16 protein-coding genes are annotated in these 23,626 nt (G+C 38.8%); 6 read left to right on the top strand and 10 right to left on the bottom strand.

The window, feature by feature from the left end; all coding sequences use genetic code 11:
• Window positions 1-229: 229 nt before the first annotated feature.
• The 7 genes from FHT21_RS04600 to FHT21_RS04570 form a co-directional block, all read right to left on the bottom strand.
• Window positions 230-1,480 (bottom strand): GTP-binding protein, encoded by a 1,251-nt coding sequence (locus tag FHT21_RS04600; RefSeq protein WP_167293577.1) that lies wholly within the window; start codon window positions 1,478-1,480, stop codon window positions 230-232.
• Window positions 1,481-1,623: 143 nt separating this feature from the next.
• Window positions 1,624-2,529, bottom strand: a complete 906-nt coding sequence (gene cysD, locus FHT21_RS04595) for a sulfate adenylyltransferase subunit CysD (RefSeq protein ID WP_167293576.1) — start codon at window positions 2,527-2,529, stop codon at window positions 1,624-1,626.
• A gap of 193 nt (window positions 2,530-2,722) precedes the next feature.
• A complete protein-coding gene (locus FHT21_RS04590) occupies window positions 2,723-3,421 on the bottom strand; it encodes a phosphoadenylyl-sulfate reductase (RefSeq protein WP_167293575.1) in 699 nt (232 codons plus the stop codon).
• A 2-nt stretch (window positions 3,422-3,423) separates the two neighbouring features.
• Window positions 3,424-4,935 (bottom strand): TSUP family transporter, encoded by a 1,512-nt coding sequence (locus tag FHT21_RS04585; RefSeq protein ID WP_167293574.1) that lies wholly within the window; start codon window positions 4,933-4,935, stop codon window positions 3,424-3,426.
• A complete protein-coding gene (gene cobA / locus FHT21_RS04580; RefSeq protein WP_167293573.1) occupies window positions 4,919-5,689 on the bottom strand; it encodes a uroporphyrinogen-III C-methyltransferase in 771 nt (256 codons plus the stop codon). The genes FHT21_RS04585 and cobA overlap by 17 nt, the downstream gene beginning before the upstream one ends.
• Window positions 5,690-5,789: 100 nt before the next feature.
• On the bottom strand, window positions 5,790-7,880 hold the full coding sequence (locus FHT21_RS04575) for a HEPN domain-containing protein (protein ID WP_167293572.1): 2,091 nt from the start codon (window positions 7,878-7,880) through the stop codon (window positions 5,790-5,792).
• 733 nt (window positions 7,881-8,613) lie between these two features.
• Window positions 8,614-9,060: an Rrf2 family transcriptional regulator gene (locus tag FHT21_RS04570; protein ID WP_029275042.1), complete on the bottom strand. Its 447-nt coding sequence runs from the start codon at window positions 9,058-9,060 to the stop codon at window positions 8,614-8,616.
• A gap of 213 nt (window positions 9,061-9,273) precedes the next feature.
• Here FHT21_RS04570 and FHT21_RS04565 point away from each other — a divergent pair, with 213 nt between their 5' ends.
• Window positions 9,274-10,494 (top strand): metallophosphoesterase, encoded by a 1,221-nt coding sequence (locus tag FHT21_RS04565; protein WP_167293571.1) that lies wholly within the window; start codon window positions 9,274-9,276, stop codon window positions 10,492-10,494.
• A gap of 160 nt (window positions 10,495-10,654) precedes the next feature.
• Here the strand turns inward: FHT21_RS04565 and FHT21_RS04560 are convergent, their stop codons facing one another.
• Window positions 10,655-13,090 (bottom strand): TonB-dependent receptor, encoded by a 2,436-nt coding sequence (locus FHT21_RS04560; protein ID WP_167293570.1) that lies wholly within the window; start codon window positions 13,088-13,090, stop codon window positions 10,655-10,657.
• 312 nt (window positions 13,091-13,402) lie between these two features.
• On the opposite strand from FHT21_RS04560, the gene FHT21_RS04555 reads away from it, so the two are divergent.
• The 5 genes from FHT21_RS04555 to FHT21_RS04535 all read left to right on the top strand — a co-directional run bounded on the left by FHT21_RS04555 (window position 13,403) and on the right by FHT21_RS04535 (window position 21,481).
• On the top strand, window positions 13,403-14,944 hold the full coding sequence (locus FHT21_RS04555) for an aspartate aminotransferase family protein (protein WP_167293569.1): 1,542 nt from the start codon (window positions 13,403-13,405) through the stop codon (window positions 14,942-14,944).
• Window positions 14,889-17,348, top strand: a complete 2,460-nt coding sequence (locus tag FHT21_RS04550; RefSeq protein WP_167293568.1) for a GNAT family N-acetyltransferase — start codon at window positions 14,889-14,891, stop codon at window positions 17,346-17,348. The genes FHT21_RS04555 and FHT21_RS04550 overlap by 56 nt, the downstream gene beginning before the upstream one ends.
• Window positions 17,349-18,686, top strand: coding sequence for a SidA/IucD/PvdA family monooxygenase (locus FHT21_RS04545; protein ID WP_167293567.1), 1,338 nt, complete (start codon window positions 17,349-17,351; stop codon window positions 18,684-18,686). It abuts the gene before it with no gap.
• 139 nt (window positions 18,687-18,825) lie between these two features.
• Window positions 18,826-20,637: an IucA/IucC family siderophore biosynthesis protein gene (locus FHT21_RS04540; RefSeq protein WP_167293566.1), complete on the top strand. Its 1,812-nt coding sequence runs from the start codon at window positions 18,826-18,828 to the stop codon at window positions 20,635-20,637.
• A 217-nt stretch (window positions 20,638-20,854) separates the two neighbouring features.
• On the top strand, window positions 20,855-21,481 hold the full coding sequence (locus FHT21_RS04535) for a M23 family metallopeptidase (protein ID WP_167293565.1): 627 nt from the start codon (window positions 20,855-20,857) through the stop codon (window positions 21,479-21,481).
• Between the two features lie 118 nt (window positions 21,482-21,599).
• Here FHT21_RS04535 and FHT21_RS04530 read toward each other — a convergent pair whose 3' ends face one another.
• Both FHT21_RS04530 and FHT21_RS04525 read right to left on the bottom strand, forming a co-directional pair.
• Complete coding sequence (locus FHT21_RS04530) at window positions 21,600-21,992, bottom strand: hypothetical protein (protein WP_167293564.1); 393 nt, start codon at window positions 21,990-21,992, stop codon at window positions 21,600-21,602.
• A 117-nt stretch (window positions 21,993-22,109) separates the two neighbouring features.
• Entirely contained in the window at window positions 22,110-23,618 is a 1,509-nt protein-coding gene (locus FHT21_RS04525) for a M60 family metallopeptidase (protein ID WP_167293563.1), read from the bottom strand.
• Window positions 23,619-23,626 lie beyond the last annotated feature (8 nt).

Raw genomic sequence — 23,626 nt, 5'->3', positions numbered from 1 at the left:
TTAAACTAAGATATAAAAAATTTAAAGTGCCGACACTTAAAATGTTTAAAAAATCGTCAACGAAAAACGGGGCTGCCTTATCTGGCGCCCCGCTGAAATTGCTTTCACTTTAGATTAAAAAAACCTAAAGTTCTCATTATTATATTTGGTTGTGGTTCTCGCTGACTATGCCGTTGATCATTGAAAATTGGTCATTAATTAATGATCTATTTCCATCATCCAACTTATTCTATTCTACTGCTGCCCTGAACATTAAAGCACCCACAGTTAAATTGGTGCGGGTATCAACTAAAATGGCTGAACCATTTGCACGGTTATCATCATATAAATCAAAGGCTAAGGTATCAGCTGTTTTCACAATCACGCGGCCAATATCATTCAGTTTAAATTCTTCTGCGGCATGTTTCTCTAGTGTATTGATATCCACTTTGTGCAGAATTTCGCTGATTTTACATTTCGTAATTTTGCTATTGTGCTGAATGTTGTACATGATCGAGGTATCTAACGCACGAGTATCCATCCAGCAAAGATCAGCCTCAATCAATTTTGTTTCCTGTGGCAAAGCCGATGCATTTACAATAGTATCGCCCCTGCTGATATCTACGTCGTCTTTTAAGTGAATAATAACCGACTGACCAGCATGCGCTGCATCAGGTGTCTGGTCAAAAAATTCGATCTTCTCAACAGTAGAACTCGCACCACTAGGCAAAACCGTAACTTTATCATTTAAGTTAAAGGTTCCACTCAATACCCTACCGGCATAACCGCGGTAATCATGCAATTCTTCTGTTTGCGGGCGTACAACCCACTGTACAGGCATACGCGCCAATTGCGATTTATCCAGGTTGTCGGTATCAACCTGCTCTAAGAAATGTAATAAGCTCTCTCCTCCATACCAATCCATATTGCCCGAGTTTTGTACAATGTTATCGCCTTTTAAGGCACTAACCGGAATATAGGTTACATCGGCAAGCTTTAATTGCTGGGCCAGAACTTTGTATTTTTCTATAATTGCGCTATAAACGGTTTCGCTATAGTCAACCATATCCATTTTGTTAATACAAACAACCACGTGCTTAATGCCCAGTAAGGAAACAATATACGAGTGCCGGATGGTCTGTTCTACCACACCGTTACGCGCATCGATTAAGATAATGGCGAGGTTAGCTGTAGAAGCGCCTGTAACCATGTTTCTTGTATATTGAATGTGCCCGGGTGTATCGGCAATAATAAATTTCCGCTTTTCGGTCTGAAAGTACTTATAAGCTACATCAATAGTAATACCTTGCTCGCGCTCTGCCCTTAAACCATCGGTTAAAATGGCTAAATCTATTGTTCCGTCATCATTTTTGCGGTTAGAGCTCTGTAAAGCTTCTAATTGATCGGCCAAAATAGAATCTGTATCATATAACAAACGGCCAATTAGGGTACTTTTACCATCATCTACACTGCCCGCTGTGAAAAATTTTAATATGTTCATGTTTTAAAGTATTAAGATAAAAGTATCAAGTATCAAGACAAATTTCGGTCTATCACTTTCATACTCATACTTAGTTTAATTAGGAGATTTAATTTTAGTTCGCAAATCAGTCTTGATGCTTGATACTAAAGACTTGATACTCCTTAAAAATATCCCCCCTTTTTTCTGTCTTCCATTGCGGCTTCAGAAACTTTATCATCCATACGGGCACCACGCTCTGAAATTTTAGAAGCGCTGATTTCAGAAATAATATCATCGATCAAAGTTGCATCCGATTCTACCGCAGCAGTACAAGACATATCGCCTACTGTGCGGAAACGTACTTGTTTGCGGAATACAATATCTTCATCATCCATATTTAAAAACGGCGAAGCAGCCATTAGTTGTCCGTTTCTGGTAATTACATCACGTTCGTGTGAGAAATAAATACTTGGTAATTCGATTTTCTCTCTACGGATATAATTCCAAACATCTAATTCTGTCCAGTTACTAATCGGGAATACACGGATATTTTCTCCTTTATGGATTTTACCATTGTAAATATTCCAAAGTTCGGGACGTTGACGTTTTGGATCCCATTGGCCAAATTCATCACGAACGGAGAAAATACGTTCTTTTGCTCTTGCTTTTTCTTCATCTCTACGCGCACCGCCAATGCAGGCATCAAACTGGTATTTTGCAATGGTATCAAGCAAGGTTACCGTTTGCAAAGCATTTCTACTTGCATTTTTACCTGTTTGCTCTACAACTTTACCCTGATCTATTGACTCTTGCACAGAACCGACGATTAATCTTTCGCCAATCCGCTCTATCATCTGATCGCGATAAGTAATGGTTTCTTCAAAATTATGACCTGTATCAATATGTACTAAAGGAAATGGAAATTTTCCCGGACGAAAAGCTTTTTCTGCCAAACGAACTAAAGTAATTGAATCCTTTCCACCCGAAAATAATAGGGCTGGCTTTTCAAACTGACCTGCTACTTCACGTAAAATGTGAATGGCCTCAGCCTCTAGTTCATCTAAATAATCAAAATTATATGTACTCATTATAAAGTGTTGAAATGTTTGATCGTTGAAATATTGGAAGATTGCCTGCCAGCGCTGTTCCTTTTTCAACTGCTTATATTGCTGTTGTTGTGTTGTTGTTAAAAATTGTTGGAAGCTTTCAATATTGGGATATTCCAACATTTTGTTGGGCAAGAAATATAAATCTTTTGCCTCTAACCTTCCGCCTTATACCTTAAGTAGCATGCAAACCGCATTCTTTTTTGCTCTGGTCTTCCCACCACCATCTTCCTGCTCTAAAATCTTCGCCTGGCTGTACTGCTCTTGTACATGGGGCACAACCGATACTCGGGAAACCTTTATCGTGCAGGGTATTGTAAACAATATTGTTTTCTTTAATGTATGCTTTCACATCATCTAAAGTCCAATCAAAAATAGGATGAAATTTAATCAATTGGTTTCCTTCGTCCCATTCTAAATCGTGCATATCTTCACGGTTTGCGCTTTGATCGGCCCTAATTCCTGTCACCCAGATTTCGTTTCCTTTTAATGCTCTTTTTAAAGGTTCAATTTTACGGATGTAACAGCATTCTTTTCTATTTTCTACCGATTCGTAAAAGCTGCTCGGGCCTTTTGTATTTACCATATCCTGCAGCAGTTCGTTCTGCGGATAATAGGCATGAATGGGTTTGTTATAGATTTCCAGTGTACGGTTCCAAACATAATAGGTTTCTGGGAACAAACGTCCGGTTTCTAAAGTAAAAACCTTGATCGGAATATTATTGGAAAAAATTAAATGTGTAATTGCCTGGTCTTCCCAACCAAAACTGGTTGAAAATACAATACGGCCGGCATATTTATCTGCCAAAAACTTCAGTTTATCAATTGTATTTAAACCTGCCAATTCTCCTTTTATCTCCTCTAGGTTCTCCATCACTAAATTAATTTTAAAATAAACATAATTACACTGCGTAAGCTTACAATCATCACAATAATGCCCACGGCAACCATAATGGTTTTTGCTGAAATTTTGTTCGATACCTTTGCAGCGATTGGCGATGCGATTGCACTACCAATAATTAAACCCACAACAGCTTCCCAGTGTTTTCCTCCTAGCATGTAAAAAAATGTTAAGGAGCTTAAAGTGGCAATAAAGAAACGACTAATTTTTACTGTACCCAAAGAAAACAATGGATGCCTGCCACCAGCAATTAAGCTTGATAAAACGATTGAACCCCAACCACCACCAAAGGCAGCATCGATAAAACCACCAACAAAACCTAGTAAACCGATTCTTTTAATTTTCTGTTCTGCCTTTTTTCTCTTAACATTAAATGCTTTCATCAAAATTACACCTCCTAAAAAAAGTGTATAAACTGCAACAATAGGTTTCACATAAGAGCTATAATGCTCTAAAGAAGATAAAATAAAGGCGCCTAAAATTGCTCCTGCTATTGCTGGGATAATTAATATTTTGAAAAGCTTCCAATTTACATTCCCCATTTTGTAATGCATCCAACCCGCAATACCATTGCTCATTACCTCTGAAATATGAATGCCCATGCTAGCCGATGCAGGCGGTAAGCCCATGGCCAAAGAAAATGATGCAGATGTAACGCCATACGACATTCCAATTGCGCCATCTATTAATGCGAACACAAATCCAGCACCTAAAAACCAATAGAATAATGGATCAATATTAATTAAGAATGTTTGAAATTCTGGTTCGGTATTCCAAAGCGTTAAGCCAACCGTACCGATAAATAAGACAGCTACCAACCAGATTAACCACTTAATATTCTTCTCGGCGAAGCTTTTTTTAGGATTAATTAAACTTTGGGTAACCTTATTCAGTTTTTTAACCTTTGCCGAAAAATCACCATTTAAAGTTTGACGTAAAGCGCTCATATTCTGTAACGTTTCATCAAGCTCAGCGGGCAGGCCTTCATTTAAAATCTGTTTTAAACGTTTGGCTATAGTGGGCGATTTTCCATTCGTAGAAATGGCAATCTTTAAATCTCCTTTTTGAACGATTGACCCCAAATAGAAATCACACAGTTCTGGTTTATCTGCCACATTAATCAACAGGCCACGCTCGTGCGTAACCTTTCTGATCTCTTCATTTAAAATATTGTTATTGGTAGCGGCAAAAACGATATCAATATCGTTCAGATCATCAACATCGAAACTTTTCTGCTTAATTTTTATCTGCGGATAATTTGCAATAAGTGTATAAACTTCAGGCGATATTAGCTCTGCAACTATTGTGATAGTAGCCTGCTGGCTGTTATTTACAATCGCAGTTAATTTTTCGAGTCCAATATTTCCTGCCCCAATTAATAATGTACGCAGCTTGTTCAGCTTTACAAAAACCGGAAAAAGCTGGTTACCTTTTTCTTCTTCAGAAAAAGACGCTTCATTATTAGGTTGGTTAGGCAATACTTGCATATTGTTTAATTAATTTCTTAAATGATGGATGTAATGATACAACTTCTCCAAAAATTAATAAAGCAGGTGCTTTAATATTTTCTTGTTGCACTAAACCTTCTATAGTTTCAACCACACCTACTACCAATCTTTCATCCTCTGCCGATCCGTTCTGCACCACTGCAGTTGGTAAATTGTGTTTTCCTGCGGCTTTAAAAATCTCCACAATTTTTGGTAGTTTTTTTAGGCCCATAAGCACAACCACTGTTGCATTGGATTGTGCGGCCTGGTAAATATCGGCAGATACTTCTCCAGAAGTTGTAGTACCTGTAATTACCCAAAAACTTTCGCTCATGCCACGGTGTGTAACAGGAATCTGTTGCAATCCTGGCACACCGATAGAACTCGAAATACCTGGAATTACGCTTACCGGAATGCTATATGATGCGGCATAATCCAGTTCTTCGTAACCCCTGCCAAAAACAAATGGATCTCCACCTTTTAAACGCACTACGTGACCATAGTTTAAGGCATAATCGATCATTAATTTATTGATGGTATCCTGAGGGTAAGAATGCTCGCCCGAACGTTTTCCTACATAAACTTTAATGGCTTCTGCCGGGGCATGCTCCAATAAAGCTTCGTTGGTTAAAGCATCGTACAAAACCACATCAGCAGTTTGCAACGCTTTTACCCCCTTTAGGGTTAATAAATCAGGATCTCCAGGACCAGCGCCTAATAGGGTAATTTTTGATTCTTTATGTTGATTAACCATGTTTTTTAAAATTATTGAATTTTGAAGTCTGGATGAAGATTATTTGACGCATGGCGTTTAGTGTCTGTTGTCTCAAATCTCCAATCTATTGTCTCAAATCTTATTTCGCTAATACGCCTCTTTTTTCCTTAATCTGATTTAAAAATTGATTTGCTTCTTCAAAATACTTCTGTGCGAATTCGGCCGTTGGTTCGTTTTGGTTAATCTGTAAAACCAGGTCAGAGAAATTGGTCGATAAATTAAATTCTCCAGTTTCTACGTAATGGTTATCAAATTCGCGGATCACACCAATCTGTGTGCTACTATTTACGCCTTTATCTAACAATAATGATTTTGCAGCGCTTACAAAAGTGCTGTAAGTATGATAAATGGCATCTGCATAAGCACCTTTATCCAAGTTTTGCTTTGCCCAATCGAATTTTTCATCAGCCTCTAGCAACAAGGTGGCTACCAGATCAATTACTACACCGGCACACTCGCCAACGCCAATTGCGGTAACAAACTCTTCTACATGTCCCCAATCTACAAATTCTTCTGTTTTAAGATTGGTTAAATCGGCCAATGGTTTTAACAACTGATAAAAATGATCTTTACCTTTTCTATCATAATACTGGTGAAAGTTCTCATCCTCCAGGTTATTGGCTTTAAAATCATTTAAAATAAAATGTAAAACACTCGTTGCTCTTTTAGAAGGCACTTTAATTACACGTTCTGCAACTCTACCCACACCATTACCTACGGTTCCGCCGCCCAACATTACCTGAACTGCCGGAACAACTTTTCCTTCAGCCTTTACAGAACTTCCGTGGAAACCAATTTCGGCTAAGCCATGCTGACCGCAAGAGTTCATACATCCACTGATTTTGATTTTGATGTTTTTCTCATAGATAAACTCAGGGAAATCGGTATAAATTACCTCTTCTAAAACCTCAGCTAAAGTCATGGAATTCGAAATACCCAAATTACAGGTATCGGTACCAGGACAAGTGGTAATATCGGCTAAACTATCAAAACCTGCCGTAGTAAAACCGATTTTATTTAGGGCTGCATATAATGAAGGTAATGCTTCCTTACGCACAAACTTGAGCAGCAAGCCTTGGTTTTGCGTAATTCTGATTTCATCAGCCACATATAACCTGATGGCATCAACAAAAGCTCTTGCTTTATCTGTTTTGATATCGCCTACCTGAACTTTTACATAAACGCCGTAAAATCCGGCCTGTTTTTGCTCAATTACGTTAGTGGCCAACCAATGTTTGTAATGGGCTTCGTTTAATATTTCTACCGCAGGATATTCTTGTTCTAGCGGCAAGAGTGGCTGAGGTACAGTATTGAGATCTATTTTAAAGGTTTTTACTTTGTTGGCAATACGCTCTTCGGCAACCAAACGTAAAACTTCTTCTAAACCTAATTTTTGAACCAGATATTTTAAACGTGCTTTGTTACGATTAGTACGTTCGCCATAACGGTCGAACACACGAAGAACAGATTCGGTAAAAGGAATTAACTGATCTTCAGGCAAAAATTCGTGAACGGCATTTGCAAGGAAAGGCTGTGCACCTAAACCACCTGCAAACAAAACTTTAAATCCGCGCTCGCCATTTTCGTTAATTTTAGGAATAAAACCTAAATCGTGAATGTAGCTAAACGCAGTATCTCTATCACTCGAAGAAAAGGAGATTTTAATCTTCCTTCCCATTTCCTGACAGATTGGGTTACGCAAAAAGTAAGCAAATACCGCCTGCGCATAAGGCGAAACATCAAAAGGTTCTTCTGCATCGATTCCAGAATTTGGAGAAGCTGTTACGTTACGTACCGTATTTCCACAAGCCTCGCGAAGCGTAATATCATCCTGCTCCAATTTAGCCCAAAGTTCAGGCGTGCGGTCTAAACTCACATAGTGAATCTGAATATCCTGACGGGTAGTTAAGTGTAAATTGCCGCTTCCATACTCATCAGCAATATCGGCAATACGCAATAACTGTTTAAAAGTTACCTTACCAAATGGCAGTTTAATACGCACCATTTGTACTCCAGGCTGTCTTTGACCGTAAACACCCCGCGCTAAACGGAGGCTTCTAAACTTTTCGTCGTGGATGGTTCCATCTCTAAAAGCTTTAATCTTATTCTCCAAATCGATAATGTCCTGCTCGACAATCGGATTTTCGAGTTCTGTTCTGAAACTTTGCATATGTGTTGTTAGCTTTATTCAAAAAATGCTTCCCTATTACCGAGAAGCATTCCATATTTTATACTTAAAATTATCTGTAGGCTCCTATTACTGCGTTTTACAACAACACATTATTTGCATAGCGATTAACTTGTTAGGTATAAAATTGAAATTCATACGCCAAATATATAAAGTATATAGGAATAGTCGTAATTTATTGTGAAAAATTTTACGATATCCTGTTAAAACAACTCAAGATCGTCATTTCGAGCAGAGTGTAACGCAGTCGAGAACCATGAAGTGCTCAGCGAAGCTAAATCTACAAAGTTAAATCATTTAATCAACGGGACTAAAAACCGCTAATTGATAACTGGCAGCTGAAGACCGAAAACTGCTAACAGAAAACTGATTTGGGCGTTCCCCAAGCTGCGCAAGGGTCAGGCTTTGCAGGGCTGCGCTTCGCTCCGGTACCGATGAAGGATCGGTACTAAACCCTTACAATCCTTAACGCAAAATTATCGCTTTTTTCATCCGTATAGTTAGCAAGCCCAAGAACCACAGCCTGATTGTTAAATAAACCTGATATAGCGGAAAGCCCACAGCGAGGCACGAGCGAGGACTTGCAGCGGTAGCAGGACTGTGGTAGCCGAAACGTACAGAACCCTGCTTTTCAAATAAAATTGAGAAGCTAAGTCATCAGAACATATCTAATAACAAGTTCAGCATGACGGATTGGGCCACGTGAAAATGAATATTATAAATTAACGATACCGATTTTCAGATTATCCTCTCTACCAATTACATCAGCAATGCTGGTTTCGGTTAAAACCTTAAGCGTAGCATCTCGAACATCGATAAAGGCGCTTCTTATTCCACAGGTTTTCTCATCTACACACTCATCACATTTGTGATAGAAATTTAAACTTGCACAGGGAACCATGGCAATAGGCCCATCCGTTACACGCATTACGTGTACCAATAAAATCTCTTCAGGCTTCTTGTTTAGGCTGTAGCCACCCCCTGCACCTTTTTTACTGTATAAAAAGCCAGCGTTACGCAGATCTAGCAGAATTTGTTCCAAGAATTTTTTAGGGATATGCTCCTCCTCTGCAATTTTAGAAATTTGCATTGGTGGTTTATCTAAATTTTTACCAAGCGCAACAAGCGCTTTTATGGCATACTTTGTTTTTTTGGACAGCATATTCTCACAAAGCTAATAAAAGAAAGTAAATTATAAAATACGCAACAGGAAGTTGATTTTAATTCAACACAGTATGATATTTATAAATATAATGCATAATAACGATAATGCTTTAATCAAAGCAGCGTAAAAATAACCACAACACAAAACAGAAGAACATTTATCAGCGTTTAAAATCTATTTTTACCCATAATCTGAATTACAGATTTCAATATGAAAAGAAAACTCAATCTATTGCCGCTCATCATAGTTGCAATTATATTTTTTGCCCTTAACGCTTACGTTTTGTCTGGACTGGGCACCATCAATCAATCTACCTGGCTCAGTCCTATTTTCTGGGTTTTTATTGTAGGGCTAACTTTTGCCTTACTCTACGCCGTACAGCAAATGCGAATCCAGGGAATGAACAGGTTTTTCCAGATCATCAGTCATGCTTTTTTAATTGTTTTTAGTGCAGAGCTCGTATTCGCTTTTTTCCTCCTTCTCGGCGATATTTACCGCTTGTTAATAGGCTTGTCTACTAATTTTCAGCCGGAAGGTTTTCACATTTTAGGTCGTAGCAATTATTGGGTTGATTTTGCATTTGTAATGTTCTGTTTAACCATCGCTTTATTCGCTTATGGCATTACGCAAGGGAAATATGCCTACCGTGTAATTAAACACACTTTATATTTTGATGATCTGCCTGCCAGTTTTGATGGTTTTACCTTGACACAGATATCGGATGTACACGCTGGAAGTTTTACCAACCCTAAAGCAGTACAAAAAGGAATTGACCTGATTAACGCGCAAAAAAGCGATCTGTTTGTTTTTACAGGAGACCTGGTAAATAATGCTTCCTCAGAAATTGTGCCCTACATTGGCCATTTTTCACAGATTAAAGCACCGTTTGGACAATTTTCGGTTTTGGGCAACCACGATTATGGCGATTACATCAAATGGCCTACAGAAGCAGATAAAATCCAGAATTTAAATCAGTTAAAAGCTTACCATAAAGAACTTGGCTTTAAGCTTTTATTGGATGAACATGTTGAATTGCATAAAAATGGCGAGAAAATCATACTGGCCGGAATAGAAAACTGGGGAATTGGTTTTGGAGAACGTGGAGACTTAAACAAAGCCTTGCAAAACACTAATGTTGATGATTTTAAAATCCTGTTATCGCACGATCCTTCGCACTGGGATGCACAGGTAAAAAATTATCCTTCAAAAATTCAACTTTCATTGGCTGGACATACACACGGTATGCAGTTTGGCATCGAAGCTTTTGGAATTAAATGGAGTCCGGTAAAATACCGTTACAAACATTGGGCGGGTATTAAAACCGAAAATGGAAGATATCTGAATGTAAATAGAGGCTTTGGTTTCCTTGGCTTTTCGGGCCGGATTGGTATCTGGCCGGAGATTACGGTGATTGAGTTGAAGCGGAAGTAAACAACAAATGCCCCGAATTGAGGCATTTGTTGTTTATAGTAGTATCGTCATTGCGAGAAGGCTTTTTCAGCCGACGAAGCAATCTTAATGCGCTCGCTAATAGCGATAGTTGTAAGATTGCTTCGTCGTTCCTCCTCGCAATGACGATTTAGCTTAAAAACTAGTAATTAAGCGTATACGTTAAATTATACGTACGGCCGCGACCTGCATAATAAAAGGTCTCCTTTTTAGCTAACGATTGGTATAAAAACTGTGAACGTTGACTCCAGATCGTCTGGTAGTTTTTGTTCAACAGATTTTGTACACCAAATGATAAACTTCCGGTAAATAATTTCACTGAACCTAATAAATCAACGGTAGTGAAACCCTTTAACTCGTTTTGTACAACCGCATTTCCGATTGTAGCATAACCTTTCGAATCAAATGAGTGGAAAGCCTGTGCTTTTATTCCGAAAACTTTTCCGTTATACCCTAAATAACCCGCAATTTTTGATGGACTTGCAACAGTTACATCCTGTAATGACCATGTACCATCAGCATTTTGTTTCTGTGTTTTAATGTATAAACCGTTTGCTCCGGCTTCGAAGCCATTTTTCAGGTTCAACGATAATGAACCTTCAACACCAATATTTCTAACTTTTTCATCAAAAACTTCAATATTAAATGTGCTGTTGGTTTTTACGTTTTTATCTGATAGGGCATAGAAACCAGCTACCTGTGCGTTAAATACACCGGTGCGGTAACGGTAACCAGCTTCGTACTGTTCTGTTTTGATACCTGTTAAAGGAGAACTTGCAACATTGATAGAGTTACCCAAATTCCAGTTGGTGCCCGCCAATGTATAAGCACCTTGTCCGTAATATTTTGCCGGATCTGCCAAGTTAAACCCTTGCGAAAAATTAACCCAAGCTTGTTGAGCTGTGTTGATTTTAAATACTAAACCACCATTTAATAAATTTACATCGTAATGGTTTTCTCCACCTGCAATAGCAGTAGCGGTTTTACCCACGCCATAAGCCAAAGGCACGGCAGCGGTAGTGCCTACAAAATCGCCAACTTTAACAAACATGCGCTGTTGACGTACACCTCCTGATAAAGTTAGAAAATTGGCTATTTTAACCTGAGCCTGTAAAAAACCTGATAGACCATTTACCCTAAAGTTGGGATAACGGGTAATAGTAGCTACTGTAGTATTGTTTAAACCGCCAGATGTTGCAGCTTTTGTCCTATCAAACAAGGCTTGTTGTGCATTAAAATTTTCGTTATCGGCATCAATACCATAGGTAAGATTTAATCTGTTCCAATCTTTATTCAAAACCAGTTTTAAGGCACTATAATTTGTATTTTGGATTGACGATCCACTGTAAAGTACACCAGGTATTGCCGCTGTACCAGGAAAGGGGTGAAAGCTAAATTGTTCGCTCCTTGCTGCGGCCTGTACATAAAGTGTTTGTCCGCCTAAAATCTCACTTGCCTGATAGTTGGCATTGATATTGGCCCTGCTTGTTTTGGGATCAACATCCGATGAGTAGCCATTTCTCATTTCTAAAAGCGCTGGATTTGATAATAATCCCCCATAATTTGTACCTAAGAACAGATCTTTATCTCCACGATAACCTGAGTTATAATATTGGGCATTCACCGATAGCTTTTGATAATCAGTCAATTTAAATTCAGTACTTCCGAAAAAATCGAATGATTGGTTATACTGTAAATCGGTTTGTGTAATATCGGTAAAGATCTGTTTTCCATCTGCGCCATAAGCTGCATTGTTTTTTTGAAAAGCCATGCCGATGCGTCCGTTCCAATCTTTGCTCCCACCAGAAATAGCCTGTGCCACGCGTACATCATGGTCACTTTTTTCCTTTAAACCGCTGCGCACACCAACCTGTGTAGTGAAACTTGGTTGACTATCCTGTCCTTTTTTAGTAATGATATTGATGATACCACCTGTTGCGCCACCGCCATAAACCGCACTTGCACCAGATAAAACCTCGATACGTTCGATGTTGAAAGGATCTATCGATTCGAACTGACGGCTCACACCACGGGTACTGTTTAACGATACACCATCAATCATTACCAATGCATCCCGGCCACGCTGGTTCTGTCCGTAGTTGGTACGTCCTTCCGGCCCGGCATCTAAACTCGGGATTAATTGTGCTAAGGTTTGTTTAAGTGGGATTCCTGCCCTGGCCTGCTCTTGTATTTTTGCACCATCGACTACCCAAACTGTACCTGGTATTTCACTAATTTTGGTCGGTTTACGTGATGAAACCACCACAACTTCCTGCATGTTGGAAGTTGGACTCAGGCTAATGGTTAAATTAACGTTCTGATCTTTAGCCAAGCTCACTTTTTGCAGTATGGTAGTATACCCTACATAACTCACCTGTAATTTGTAAGAACCTTCGGTTAACTTTAATTCAAAGCTACCATCGGCAGCTGTTGTAGCTGAAGTATTTTTGCCTTCAACTTTAATATTTGCCCCCGCAAGTGGTGCGGTTTCTCCAATTACCTTTCCGATAACGGTTTGAGCTTTGCCTGTTAAAATAAATCCACAGACAAGGATTGCCATTAAGTATAGATTCTTCATTCTAATTATTTTTTGCACAAAACAATCATTTATTTAGATTAAATACAAATAAAATATATTGATTTTTATTTGTATTAGCGGTAAACCACTCAAAAACAAGCATATAAACAACTTACCAACAATATGTTAAAAATATTTAAAATATTATTTTTAATCAATCTAAATAAAAATATACCTTAGTAGCCGGGATTATGAATAAAAAAGCCCGCGCTTAACCGCTCACCTAGCCAGATTTATTAATGAAAATATTGGCTTAAAAGACATGATATTTTATTGCCTATAAACCTTAACCTTTTGAAAATTGAAAAACTAATGTTTACATCAGACCTCGAAAAACATGAATTAATCGATTTCCTTACGGAAAGTCCGACCAAGGAAATCTTTCACCCAGAAAATGAAGCAGAATACCTGCATGCGGTAGGAAAAGTTACCCAAGCAGTAAAAAAATTCCTTAACAACAATCAACAACCCTTCAGTGGTATATCGCCGTCGAAGTTAAAACCATTGTTTGATTCGATCGAATTTGAAAAAACACATGATAACTATGACGCTTTGCTTAAAGAAGTGGAACAGCTTTACACCAGCCATGCGGTTGCCTTCCATCACCCTGCTTATATTGCTCATTTAAACTGCCCTATTGTAATTCCGGCTGTAGCTGCCGAGGTGATGATTTCGGCCATCAATTCTTCAATCGATACCTGGGACCAAAGTGCTGGCGGCACATTAATTGAGCAAAAGCTGATCGAATGGACCTGTGATCAGATCGGTTATAGCAAAAAAGCAGATGGCATTTTTACCAGTGGAGGTACCCAGAGCAATTTAATGGGGCTTTTACTGGCCCGCGATCATTATTCAATTACGGCACTAAATCACAACATTAAAGTAGAGGGATTGCCCCAGGAAGCTTCGAGGTTCAGAATATTTGTTTCCGAAAAAGCACACTTTAGTATTCAGAAAAATGCATCCCTTTTAGGTTTAGGCGAAAAATCGGTGATCAAGATTAAAACTGACCGCAGCTTTAGGATGAATACCATTTTACTGGAAGACGCGATTAAGCGCGAAATTGCCCAAGGAAATCTCCCTATTGCCGTGGTGGGCACAGCAGGCACAACCGATTTCGGAAATGTTGATCCGCTGAAAGAACTTGCCGCTATCAGCAAAAAATATAACGCCTGGTTCCACATTGATGCGGCTTATGGTTGTGGCTTACTGCTAACCGATAAGTACCGCAGTTTGTTGAACGGTATTGAGCTGGCCCATTCGGTTACTGTCGATTACCATAAATCTTTCTTCCAACCGGTAAGCAGTAGTGGTTTTTTAGTTAATGATAAAAAATATCTTAACCTGATTACCCATCATGCCGATTATTTAAATCCGAAAGACCATGATGAAGATGGTTTACCCAATCAGGTAAACAAATCGATACAGACTACCCGCAGATTTGATGCCTTAAAACTTTGGTTTACGCTCAGGATGATGGGCAGAAACAAACTGGGTGGCTATTTCGATACGATTATAGAAACTGCTGCACAAATTGCTGATCGCTTAAATTTCGACTGCGATTTTGAACTGATGAACGAATCAGACATCAGTGCATTGGTGTTCCGATACCGTCCAAAAAATGTACAATTAGATGTTTGTGCAATGAACCAATACATTAAAAAATCTATGTTCAACGAAGGAAAAGCCCTAGTGGCAGGCACCAAAATCAATCATCATTTCTACCTCAAATTTACCCTACTTAACCCGCTAACTACCACTAGCGATATTGAAAACATTATTAAAATCATTAAAAAACATGGAAACGAATATGTTAGACTCAATCAAGCTTCAGCAGATTTCAGAAGAAACTAATTTTAATGCGCTCCTAAACAGTTATTGTAGAGAATTTACCAACTGGAGCCGTTACATAGGCATTCCTAAATATGATGAATCTTTAGCCAATTACCTGGTTACAACAAGTAATCGTTTGCATATCAGGTTCGACTTTACAGCTATTGGTTTCGAAGTATATGCACCTTTAAAATTTTATGCCGATAGTGGTAGGCACCTGTTTAATTTCCCTATAATTGAAAGGAACATTGATACTGATGCCATCAGTCAGATCACGATTTACAGGTTTATGGAACTGGCTATCCAATTCAGTGCTGAAGAATTCACTGATGTTGATGCCGATCTGGTAAGGCAACGTTTGGTTAACAGCGTAGAAAACTTCGAAACATTTTTATCCTTCTTTAAACAAAATGGTAAACCTGCAAATTTTGCAAAAATGAGCTTTATTGAGGCCGAGCAATCTTTATTTTTAGGCCACAATGCCCATCCCCTACCAAAAGGCAGATCTGGTTTTAATAATAAAGAAGAACTTTTCAAATTCTCACCCGAAACTCAGGGACAATTCCAATTGGCCTATTTTCTGATCTCAGCTGAAAATATTGTGGAGAAAAATGCAGAAGGTTTCGACATAACCGATCTTTTCAGAATCGAATTGTTAGATAACAATAATACCGAAGTCATTCATTTGCTCGATCAACATCCAGATTATAAAGTGGTGCCCATGCACCCGTGGGAGGCCGAATACCTGCTTACCCTGCCAACTGTAAAAGCGATGCAGGAAGAAAAGCTGCTTTTCTTTTTGGGGCATTTTGGAGAATTCTATACACCAACATCTTCGGTAAGAACGATTTACAATGCATCGAGCGATTGGATGCTTAAATTTTCGTTACACGTAAAAATAACCAACTCGCTAAGGGTTAACCTCGTTAGAGAGCTTCACCGCGGCTATGATGTAAGTAAACTTTTAAAAACCGAATACGGCAAAGCGGCCAAAGCCGAATTCCCAGAAATTGAATTTATTACCGATCCGGCTTTTATTACCGTAAATTATAAGGGTAAAACCATTGATGGCTTTAACATCAGCATCAGACATAATCCGTTTAAAGGAGAAGGAACCGAAAAAAACGTGACCTTGTTAGCCGCACTTTGCCAGGATGCGCTATTAGGCCAGAAACCAAGAATTGTAAATCTGATCGAAGAAGCTGCAATCAGCAAAAACAAAACAATTGCTCATACTGCTGTAAACTGGTTTAAACAGTATCTACACCTTTGTGTAGCGCCAATTATTGGCCTGTATAACAATTTTGGAATGGCTTTTGAATTCCATCAGCAAAATGTGATGGTAGAACTGGATAAAGATTATTATCCTGCCAAATTTTATTTTAGGGATAACCAGGGTTATTTCTTTAGCGATAACAAGGTAGAGGCATTAAAAGCGGTTTATCCTGGCATTGCTGAAGAAAGTGGTTCGATAGTACCAAACGAATATATTATCCCTAAGCTCACCTATTATCTACTCATTAACAATATTTTAGGCGTGGTAAATGCCATTGCAAGCAACAATCTCGCCGATGAGAAAGTCTTGCTCGATCTCGTTTATCTGGAGTTTAAGCAATTCGAAAAAAGCGATACCACGGGATTAGTAAATTATATCATCAACCGCCGCAGCTGGGAAGTAAAAGGCAACCTGCTTACCAACCTCTGCAATATTGATGAAGCCAGTGCGCCTATCGATAATCCGGCTATTTACCGTGAGTTTCCGAATCCTTTATCTAAATATTTCTTCTCCGAAAACCTGATCAAGCCGCAAACAAAAGAGGTGCTGTACAGCCGGTTTTTCCCTAAAGAAAATGTAACGATCAACATCCGTCCATTTGATATAGACCGCGATCTGGAAATGGTTCACGATTGGTTTAACCAGGAACATGCCAAACCCATTTGGAAGATGGATGGACCGATTAGGGGTTTAGAGCTATTCTACAGAACATTATTGCCAAACGATTCATCGCACAGTTTTATTGGTGAAATAAATGGCGAACCCACCTTTACCATAGAACCCTACTGGCCTATGCGCGATGGTGTGGGTGCCTGCTACGAAGCTTTAACGACCGATTATGGTGCGCACCTGCTAATTGCACCTACGGATAAAGACAAGAAATTTAGTTTCGAAACGGGTCAGGCTTTAATGGATTTCATCTTCGAACAACCTGAAGTAGGAAAATGTATTGGTGAAGCAGCTGTTGAAAGCCGTGCGATGCACATTTTTGTAACCCGACTAGGTTTCAAATTGGAAAAAGTGATCCAGATGCCTTATAAAATGGCCAACCTTACCTTTTGTTATCGCGATTGGTACTGGGAAAAGTTTCCTGAGGCCAAAGCACATGCCATGATTAAGTTAGCACAGTTTGAAACGGAGGAAATTTAGATGCAGAATCAAAAAATATACGACATTGTAGGGATCGGTATTGGCCCGTTTAATCTGGGTTTGGCGGCCCTATGTGCCCCAATAAATAGCTTATCAACCTTATTTTTAGATCAGGCGAACGAATTTAACTGGCACCCCGGCATGATGTTAAGCGATGCCACCTTACAGGTCCCCTTTATGGCTGATCTGGTTACCATGGCCGATCCAACCAGCGCTTACAGCTTCTTAAACTACCTTAAACAAACAGATCGCTTGTATAAATTTTACATCAGAGAAGATTTTTTTGTATTACGAAAGGAATATAATGCTTATTGTAAATGGGCGATTAATCATCTGCAAAACTGCCATTTCGGACAGAAAGTAATCAGTATAAATTACATTGATGGAATTTACCAGGTAGAAAAAGTTGATCAGGTAACTGGAGCCACAGCAATCATTTTGACTAAAAAAATCGTACTCGGAACAGGCACTGGACCGAAAGTGCCCGATTTTGTTAAACCAGCTCTACATAAAAATGCAATACACTCTTCGGAATATCTGAGATTCAAGGAAAGTATTTTAAAACAAAAAACGGTTAGCATAGTAGGTTCAGGTCAAAGTGCTGCCGAGATTTTTTACGATTTATTGCCTGAAACCGAAAACGGGTTAAAATTGAAATGGTTTACCCGACCTGATCGCTTTTTCCCCATGGAATATTCGAAATTAACACTGGAACTTACATCTCCAGAGTATGTAGACCACTTTTACAATTTGAGTGATGCCAAACGCAAACAGCTTTTAGGAAAACAAAATTCGCTGTTTAAAGGCATAAACTTCGAACTGATTAACCAGATTTTTGATAAACTGTACGAATTGAGTGTTGATGGCGAAAAGGTAAATGCCGAGCTGATGCCAAACTGCCAACTGAACAATTTAACCGAAAATAAGGGTTCCTATCAGCTTGATTTTTACCATACAGAGAGCGAAAAAGATTTTAGTATAGATACGGATTTTGTGGTATTGGCTACCGGTTACAAATACAACGAACCCATGTTTTTAACCTCCATTAAAGAACGTATTGCCCGCAATGCCGATGGACTTTTTCAAGTACACCGAAACTATGCTATTGATATAAACGGAAACGAAATCTTTGTTCAGAATGCAGAACTGCATACGCACGGATTTGTGACACCTGATCTGGGAATGGGCGCCTATCGCAATGCATCCATTATCAATGCCATTTTAGGTTTCGAAATCTACAAGGTAGAAAAACGGATTGCCTTCCAGCAGTTTAGCATAACAGATGAGATACAGGAAAATGAATTATCTACCGCAGTACTACAATTATCTGAAGGTTAAATTAATTCAAGTCTGTTACATTGAGCCTGTCGAAACGCTTATAGAGCATTTAATCTGGTCCTTCGACAGGCTCAACATGACAGCATCTCACAGAGAACACAATCAACTCTGAACTAACACAAGTAAAAAATTAAACACCATGAATTACAACAACTTCAACCACATAAAACCTTTAAAAAAAGAAATTTGGGATAAGGTAAACCTCAACTATATCGCAAAATCAATAGTAGAATTGATTCACGAAAAATTAGTGGAGCCAACTTCAACCAATATTGATGATCAAGGAAACACTAGTTTCCTCCTCGCTACAGATGCTGAAGACATTTATTATACCTTTTCAGGTCAGCAACGTGCTTTAGATTATCTTCATATCGATAAGCAGAGTATCAAAAAGTTTGTAAATGGCAAAAGTGTAGCGGTAAACAATGCCCCTGCATTTTATACCGAACTGCAACAAACTTTTGGTATTAAACCATTTACCTTAGCGCATTTTGTTGAAGAAACATTAAATACCCTATACGCTGACGCTTACATCCACGAAAAGGGCCGGTTAACGGCTGATGAGTTAGCCAACGCCGATTACCAAACCATCGAACACCAGATGGACGGGCATCCCTGGGCCACTATCAACAAAGGACGTATAGGTTTTAACCATGGCGATCAAGGCAAATATGCTCCGGAAGCAGCGCAAAAAACACAATTGGCATGGCTAGCTATACATCAATCAAGAGCAGAATTTAAAAGTATCGAAAGTATTTCGCCGTTTTCTTTTTATAATGAAGAACTCAGTTTAAAGCAGGTTCATGATTTTAACCAGGTATTGATTCAACAGGAATTAAATCCTGAAGATTATTTCTTTATCCCTGTTCACGAATGGCAATGGAACAATAAAATCGTATTACAACTGGCTCATGATATTGCCCACCGATTGATTGTTCCCGTTGGCGTTGGGAATGATGAATATATGTGTCAAAACAGCATCCGTACCTTCTTTAATGTGAGTGAGCCTAAAAAGCATTACGTAAAAACGGCCATTTCTATATTAAACACCTCCATTTTCAGGGGGCTTTCGCCCAAAAAACTCGCTATTGCACCAAAAGTAACCCAATGGGCAAAAGACATGCTTCAGGGCGATGAGTATTTAAAACAGACTCGTGTGGTGCTTTTGGGCGAAGTAGCTACAGTGGCCTATACCCACCCACAATACAGTGAAATTCCGGGCTCACCGTATCAATACCAGGAGTTTTTGGGTGCAATCTGGCGTGAAAGTGCAGAGAACTACTTGTTAGAAGGTGAAAACATCATGACCATGGCCAGTTTACTTTATGTAGATGACAACGGCAAGAGTATGGTACAGGCGCTGATTGAAAAATCGGGATTAGATGCTTCAAAGTGGCTTAATGCTTATTTAGCTGCTTACCTGAAACCGATATTGAGGATTTTCTATAAACATGCCTTTTTCTTTAGTCCACATGGTGAAAATACGATCCTTGTAATGAAAAACGGTGTTCCGGAAAGGATTATCATTAAAGATTTTGTTGAAGAAATTGTATTAACGGAAGAATCGAAAACTAAATTACCAACTGACCTGGTTGATGTTTTAAGGGAAATTAATGACGAACTGGCACCACTATTTATCCTCTCGGGCATATTTGATGCGGTTTTCAGGTACCTGGGCAATATTTTCCACAGTTATGTTGGATTGGATGAAAAACAATTCTGGCGTCAGGTTGCTGATGTAATTTTGGAATTTCAGCAGGAAAACCCTGAATTATCTTCCAAATTCGAAAAATTCGATCTTTTTGTGCCTGAATTTATTAGGGTTTGCATTAATCGGGTAAGGTTGTTAACCCATGGTTATAGCGAAAGTACCGATGTTCCGGTTCCTGAGTTGATTGGCACTTTGGTTAATCCTGCTGCGGAGGCGCTGAAAGAGAATGTTTTAGCGTAGCTGAATTAGCACTATTATCGTCATTGCGAGAAGGCTTTTTCAGCCGACGAAGCAATCTTTTTTGCAATAATCGCTAACAGCAAAGATTGCTTCGTCGTTCCTCCTCGCAATGACGAATTTTCTATTGATGCCTGTCGCAATGACGACTTTATTACACAAACTATAAAAATAGTTAATTTCTTTAAATAATGTTATCTTGCTTTAAATTACTCAAAGCATGAAAACATTAGTATTTATCTTTTTATCTACACTTTTATTCGAAACGCCTACCATTGAAAAAGATCGCGAGCGCTGGAAACCTTATTATACTGATACTGCTCCTGCTAAAACAGCCGATCAATGGTTCCTCCCTTTTGATGTGGCCAACCGTAAAAAAATAAGCACTATCAAAATCATCAGTATTTTTGGCGATCATAGAGATAGTTATGTTAAAGGGCATATCCATACTGCCATAGATATTAACCCCGCACAACCTAAAACAAAATTGGTTAATGTTTATGCCATGGCCAATGGAATAGTCTGCTCTGTTCATTTGGGTGAAAATCAGCGCACAGTTGTGGTAAAACATAAGTTACCAAGCGGATTAACCATGTTCACCACTTATAAACACCTTAAAGAGGTTTATGTAAGCAACGGCCAGAATGTTGATCAAAATACCAAACTGGCCAGGTTATTTACGCCGCAGGAAAGTAAAAAATATGGAGGTGATTATCATCATCTTCATTTGGAGATCAGAAAAAAATTTGATGATTATGGCTGTGCAAGCTGGCTAACTTTTAATAATAAACAACTGAACGAGCGGTTTTATAACCCTCAGGTATTTATAAAAGAACATATCAAATAGTTGTAAAATAAAAAACGCGCATTTCCGAGTACTTCGAAAATGCGCTACAAGACAATTAAAATAAGTGGTTATAAATATTGTTAATGAGAACAGAAATATCTGATATAGCATTTAAATCTTAATACGTAAATTTAGGTTTGCCGTTATCGCAGGTTACCCCTTTTGGCTGTATAACCAATGCACAATCAGAATACACACCGTATTTTTGATTGTAATCAGCTTGTAGTTTCGTAAATTGTTCAACCTTTTTTAGAAAAGTGCTTTCATCTATTTTTACGGAATAAGCAATATAACTCGAGGCGCCTCCACAAGCTTTAGATCCAATGGCGGTAAATTTCCATTCGCCGGCATTTTCACAGGTAAACTGCTGAGCTGATTTTTCAATATCTTTATAAAGTCTATCGAGTTCTGACTGATCAGCATTGAGTATGGGCTCATTGCGGTCTTTACAAGCCAACATCAAACTCATAATCAGTACAACTGAAGTTAAAATAAATAGCGTCCGTTTCATTGTTTGTTTACTTTTATCCTAAAACGGGAATTAAAATAAAAACGCTACAAAAAAAGACCTATGAGGTTTTTGAGCAATGTGCTCATTAAAAACCTCATAGATTTAGATGTTTTGCGGCTAGTTTATCGGTGGAAAATTATAAGGTTTCCAGGCACGAAGGCTGCTTAATTCTTTTTGTGTTTCTTCACTTATGTCTACACCCCAGGTATTAAAAAATGGCGCTAAGTTTCTTTTTACCACATTAGAGTATGTTTTCACCCATAAATCGCGCTTTTGCTGATCGTTTAACCTGCCAATACTTGGTCCTATTTTTTGGTATTCTTTAAAAAATGCCTTAAAACTTTCCCATCCAAAACCTTCCTGCATTTGGCGGAACATGATCAAGCCCAAGAAAGGATCGTTTTTCCATTTTTCGTAACTGGGGCCTTCTGCAAAATATTTTTTCATCATTTTTTGCGTGTTGGCACTTGATACGCCTGTGTGCGAATCGTCTCTTCCGCCCATCAGCCTATCGAACATGTATAACGAAAAGAAGTTATTGCTCACCTCGGTAGTACCGCCAAAAACCCAATTCAGGTTTTGCATGTTATGCCCTATCTCGTGGAAAAAGCCCCAGTTTGCGCCACCTTTACTTGGTTTCATCAATAATTCAGGGTTGGCCATAATTTCGTTCGAGAGCATATGCCTTGATGGCGAATGATGAATCATGATTGGATAACCACTGTGCATATACCCTCCTCCAATGTGCTCATCGGGTACCATCCGTTGCGCCCTGTAAAATGGTGCAGGCATATTGGCCAGATCCAGTTCTCCAAGCACAACTAAATCCCATAGTTTTAATACCTCTTCAGGATTTTTGATGGTTTGCAAAACACTATCAGGCAAGGTTAAAATCACATTTTCGGTGGCCATTTCACCCCAAGGTGCTTTATTGCTTTTTAATTGGTTTTCCCAGTCGCTTTGTGTGCTCTTGCCCAATACAAAGAGAGGGGCTGCTACCGCATGGCTGATTTTGAAATCAATTTTTCTACTTTCGGCCTTAGGTTTAATATCGATATAAATCAGGCCACCGAAAGGTGAGGCCAATCTATTTTTTCCAATTACCAATTGCTGTTTTTTGGTTATAATTGGCATCCTGCGCCAATCTTCCTTGCCTGCTACCCAATAGTTCAGGCGATCGCTATGCGCACCAATCTGAACTTCAAGTTCGTTTACATTGGTGTTTTTGGGCACGTCAATTTCTATATACTCACCCGCTTTTGCATATAAACCCGTGCTGTACATGGTGGCATTATCATAACCAGAATAACCTAGAGTTGACACAATAGACACTAAACTATCGGCCATTTTTTTATGCTCTATACTTACTGTTTTATTTATAAACTGAAAACCCGCTTTTACTGTACCAGGAAAAACATCAGCTGATGGTTGTGCTTTAATATTCTTATAATCGGTGCTTTTTAAAATTTCGTCACTCCATTTGGCAATGGCTTTTCTAAATGCCGTATCGTTTTTTGAAAGAGTATGTTGTGGTGTAATGACAATTGTTGCCGGATTTTTTACTGCATCTTGAGCAAAGGTGGTTAAGCCAGTTGCTACTAATGCAAGAGATAATAGTGATTTCATTTGTGTTT

This window comes from Pedobacter sp. SG908, from assembly GCF_011759615.1.
Classification (GTDB): Bacteria; Bacteroidota; Bacteroidia; order Sphingobacteriales; family Sphingobacteriaceae; genus Pedobacter; species Pedobacter riviphilus.
Note: the sequence above shows the minus strand (reverse complement) of the source record. Positions and strands in the feature narration are given on the sequence as shown.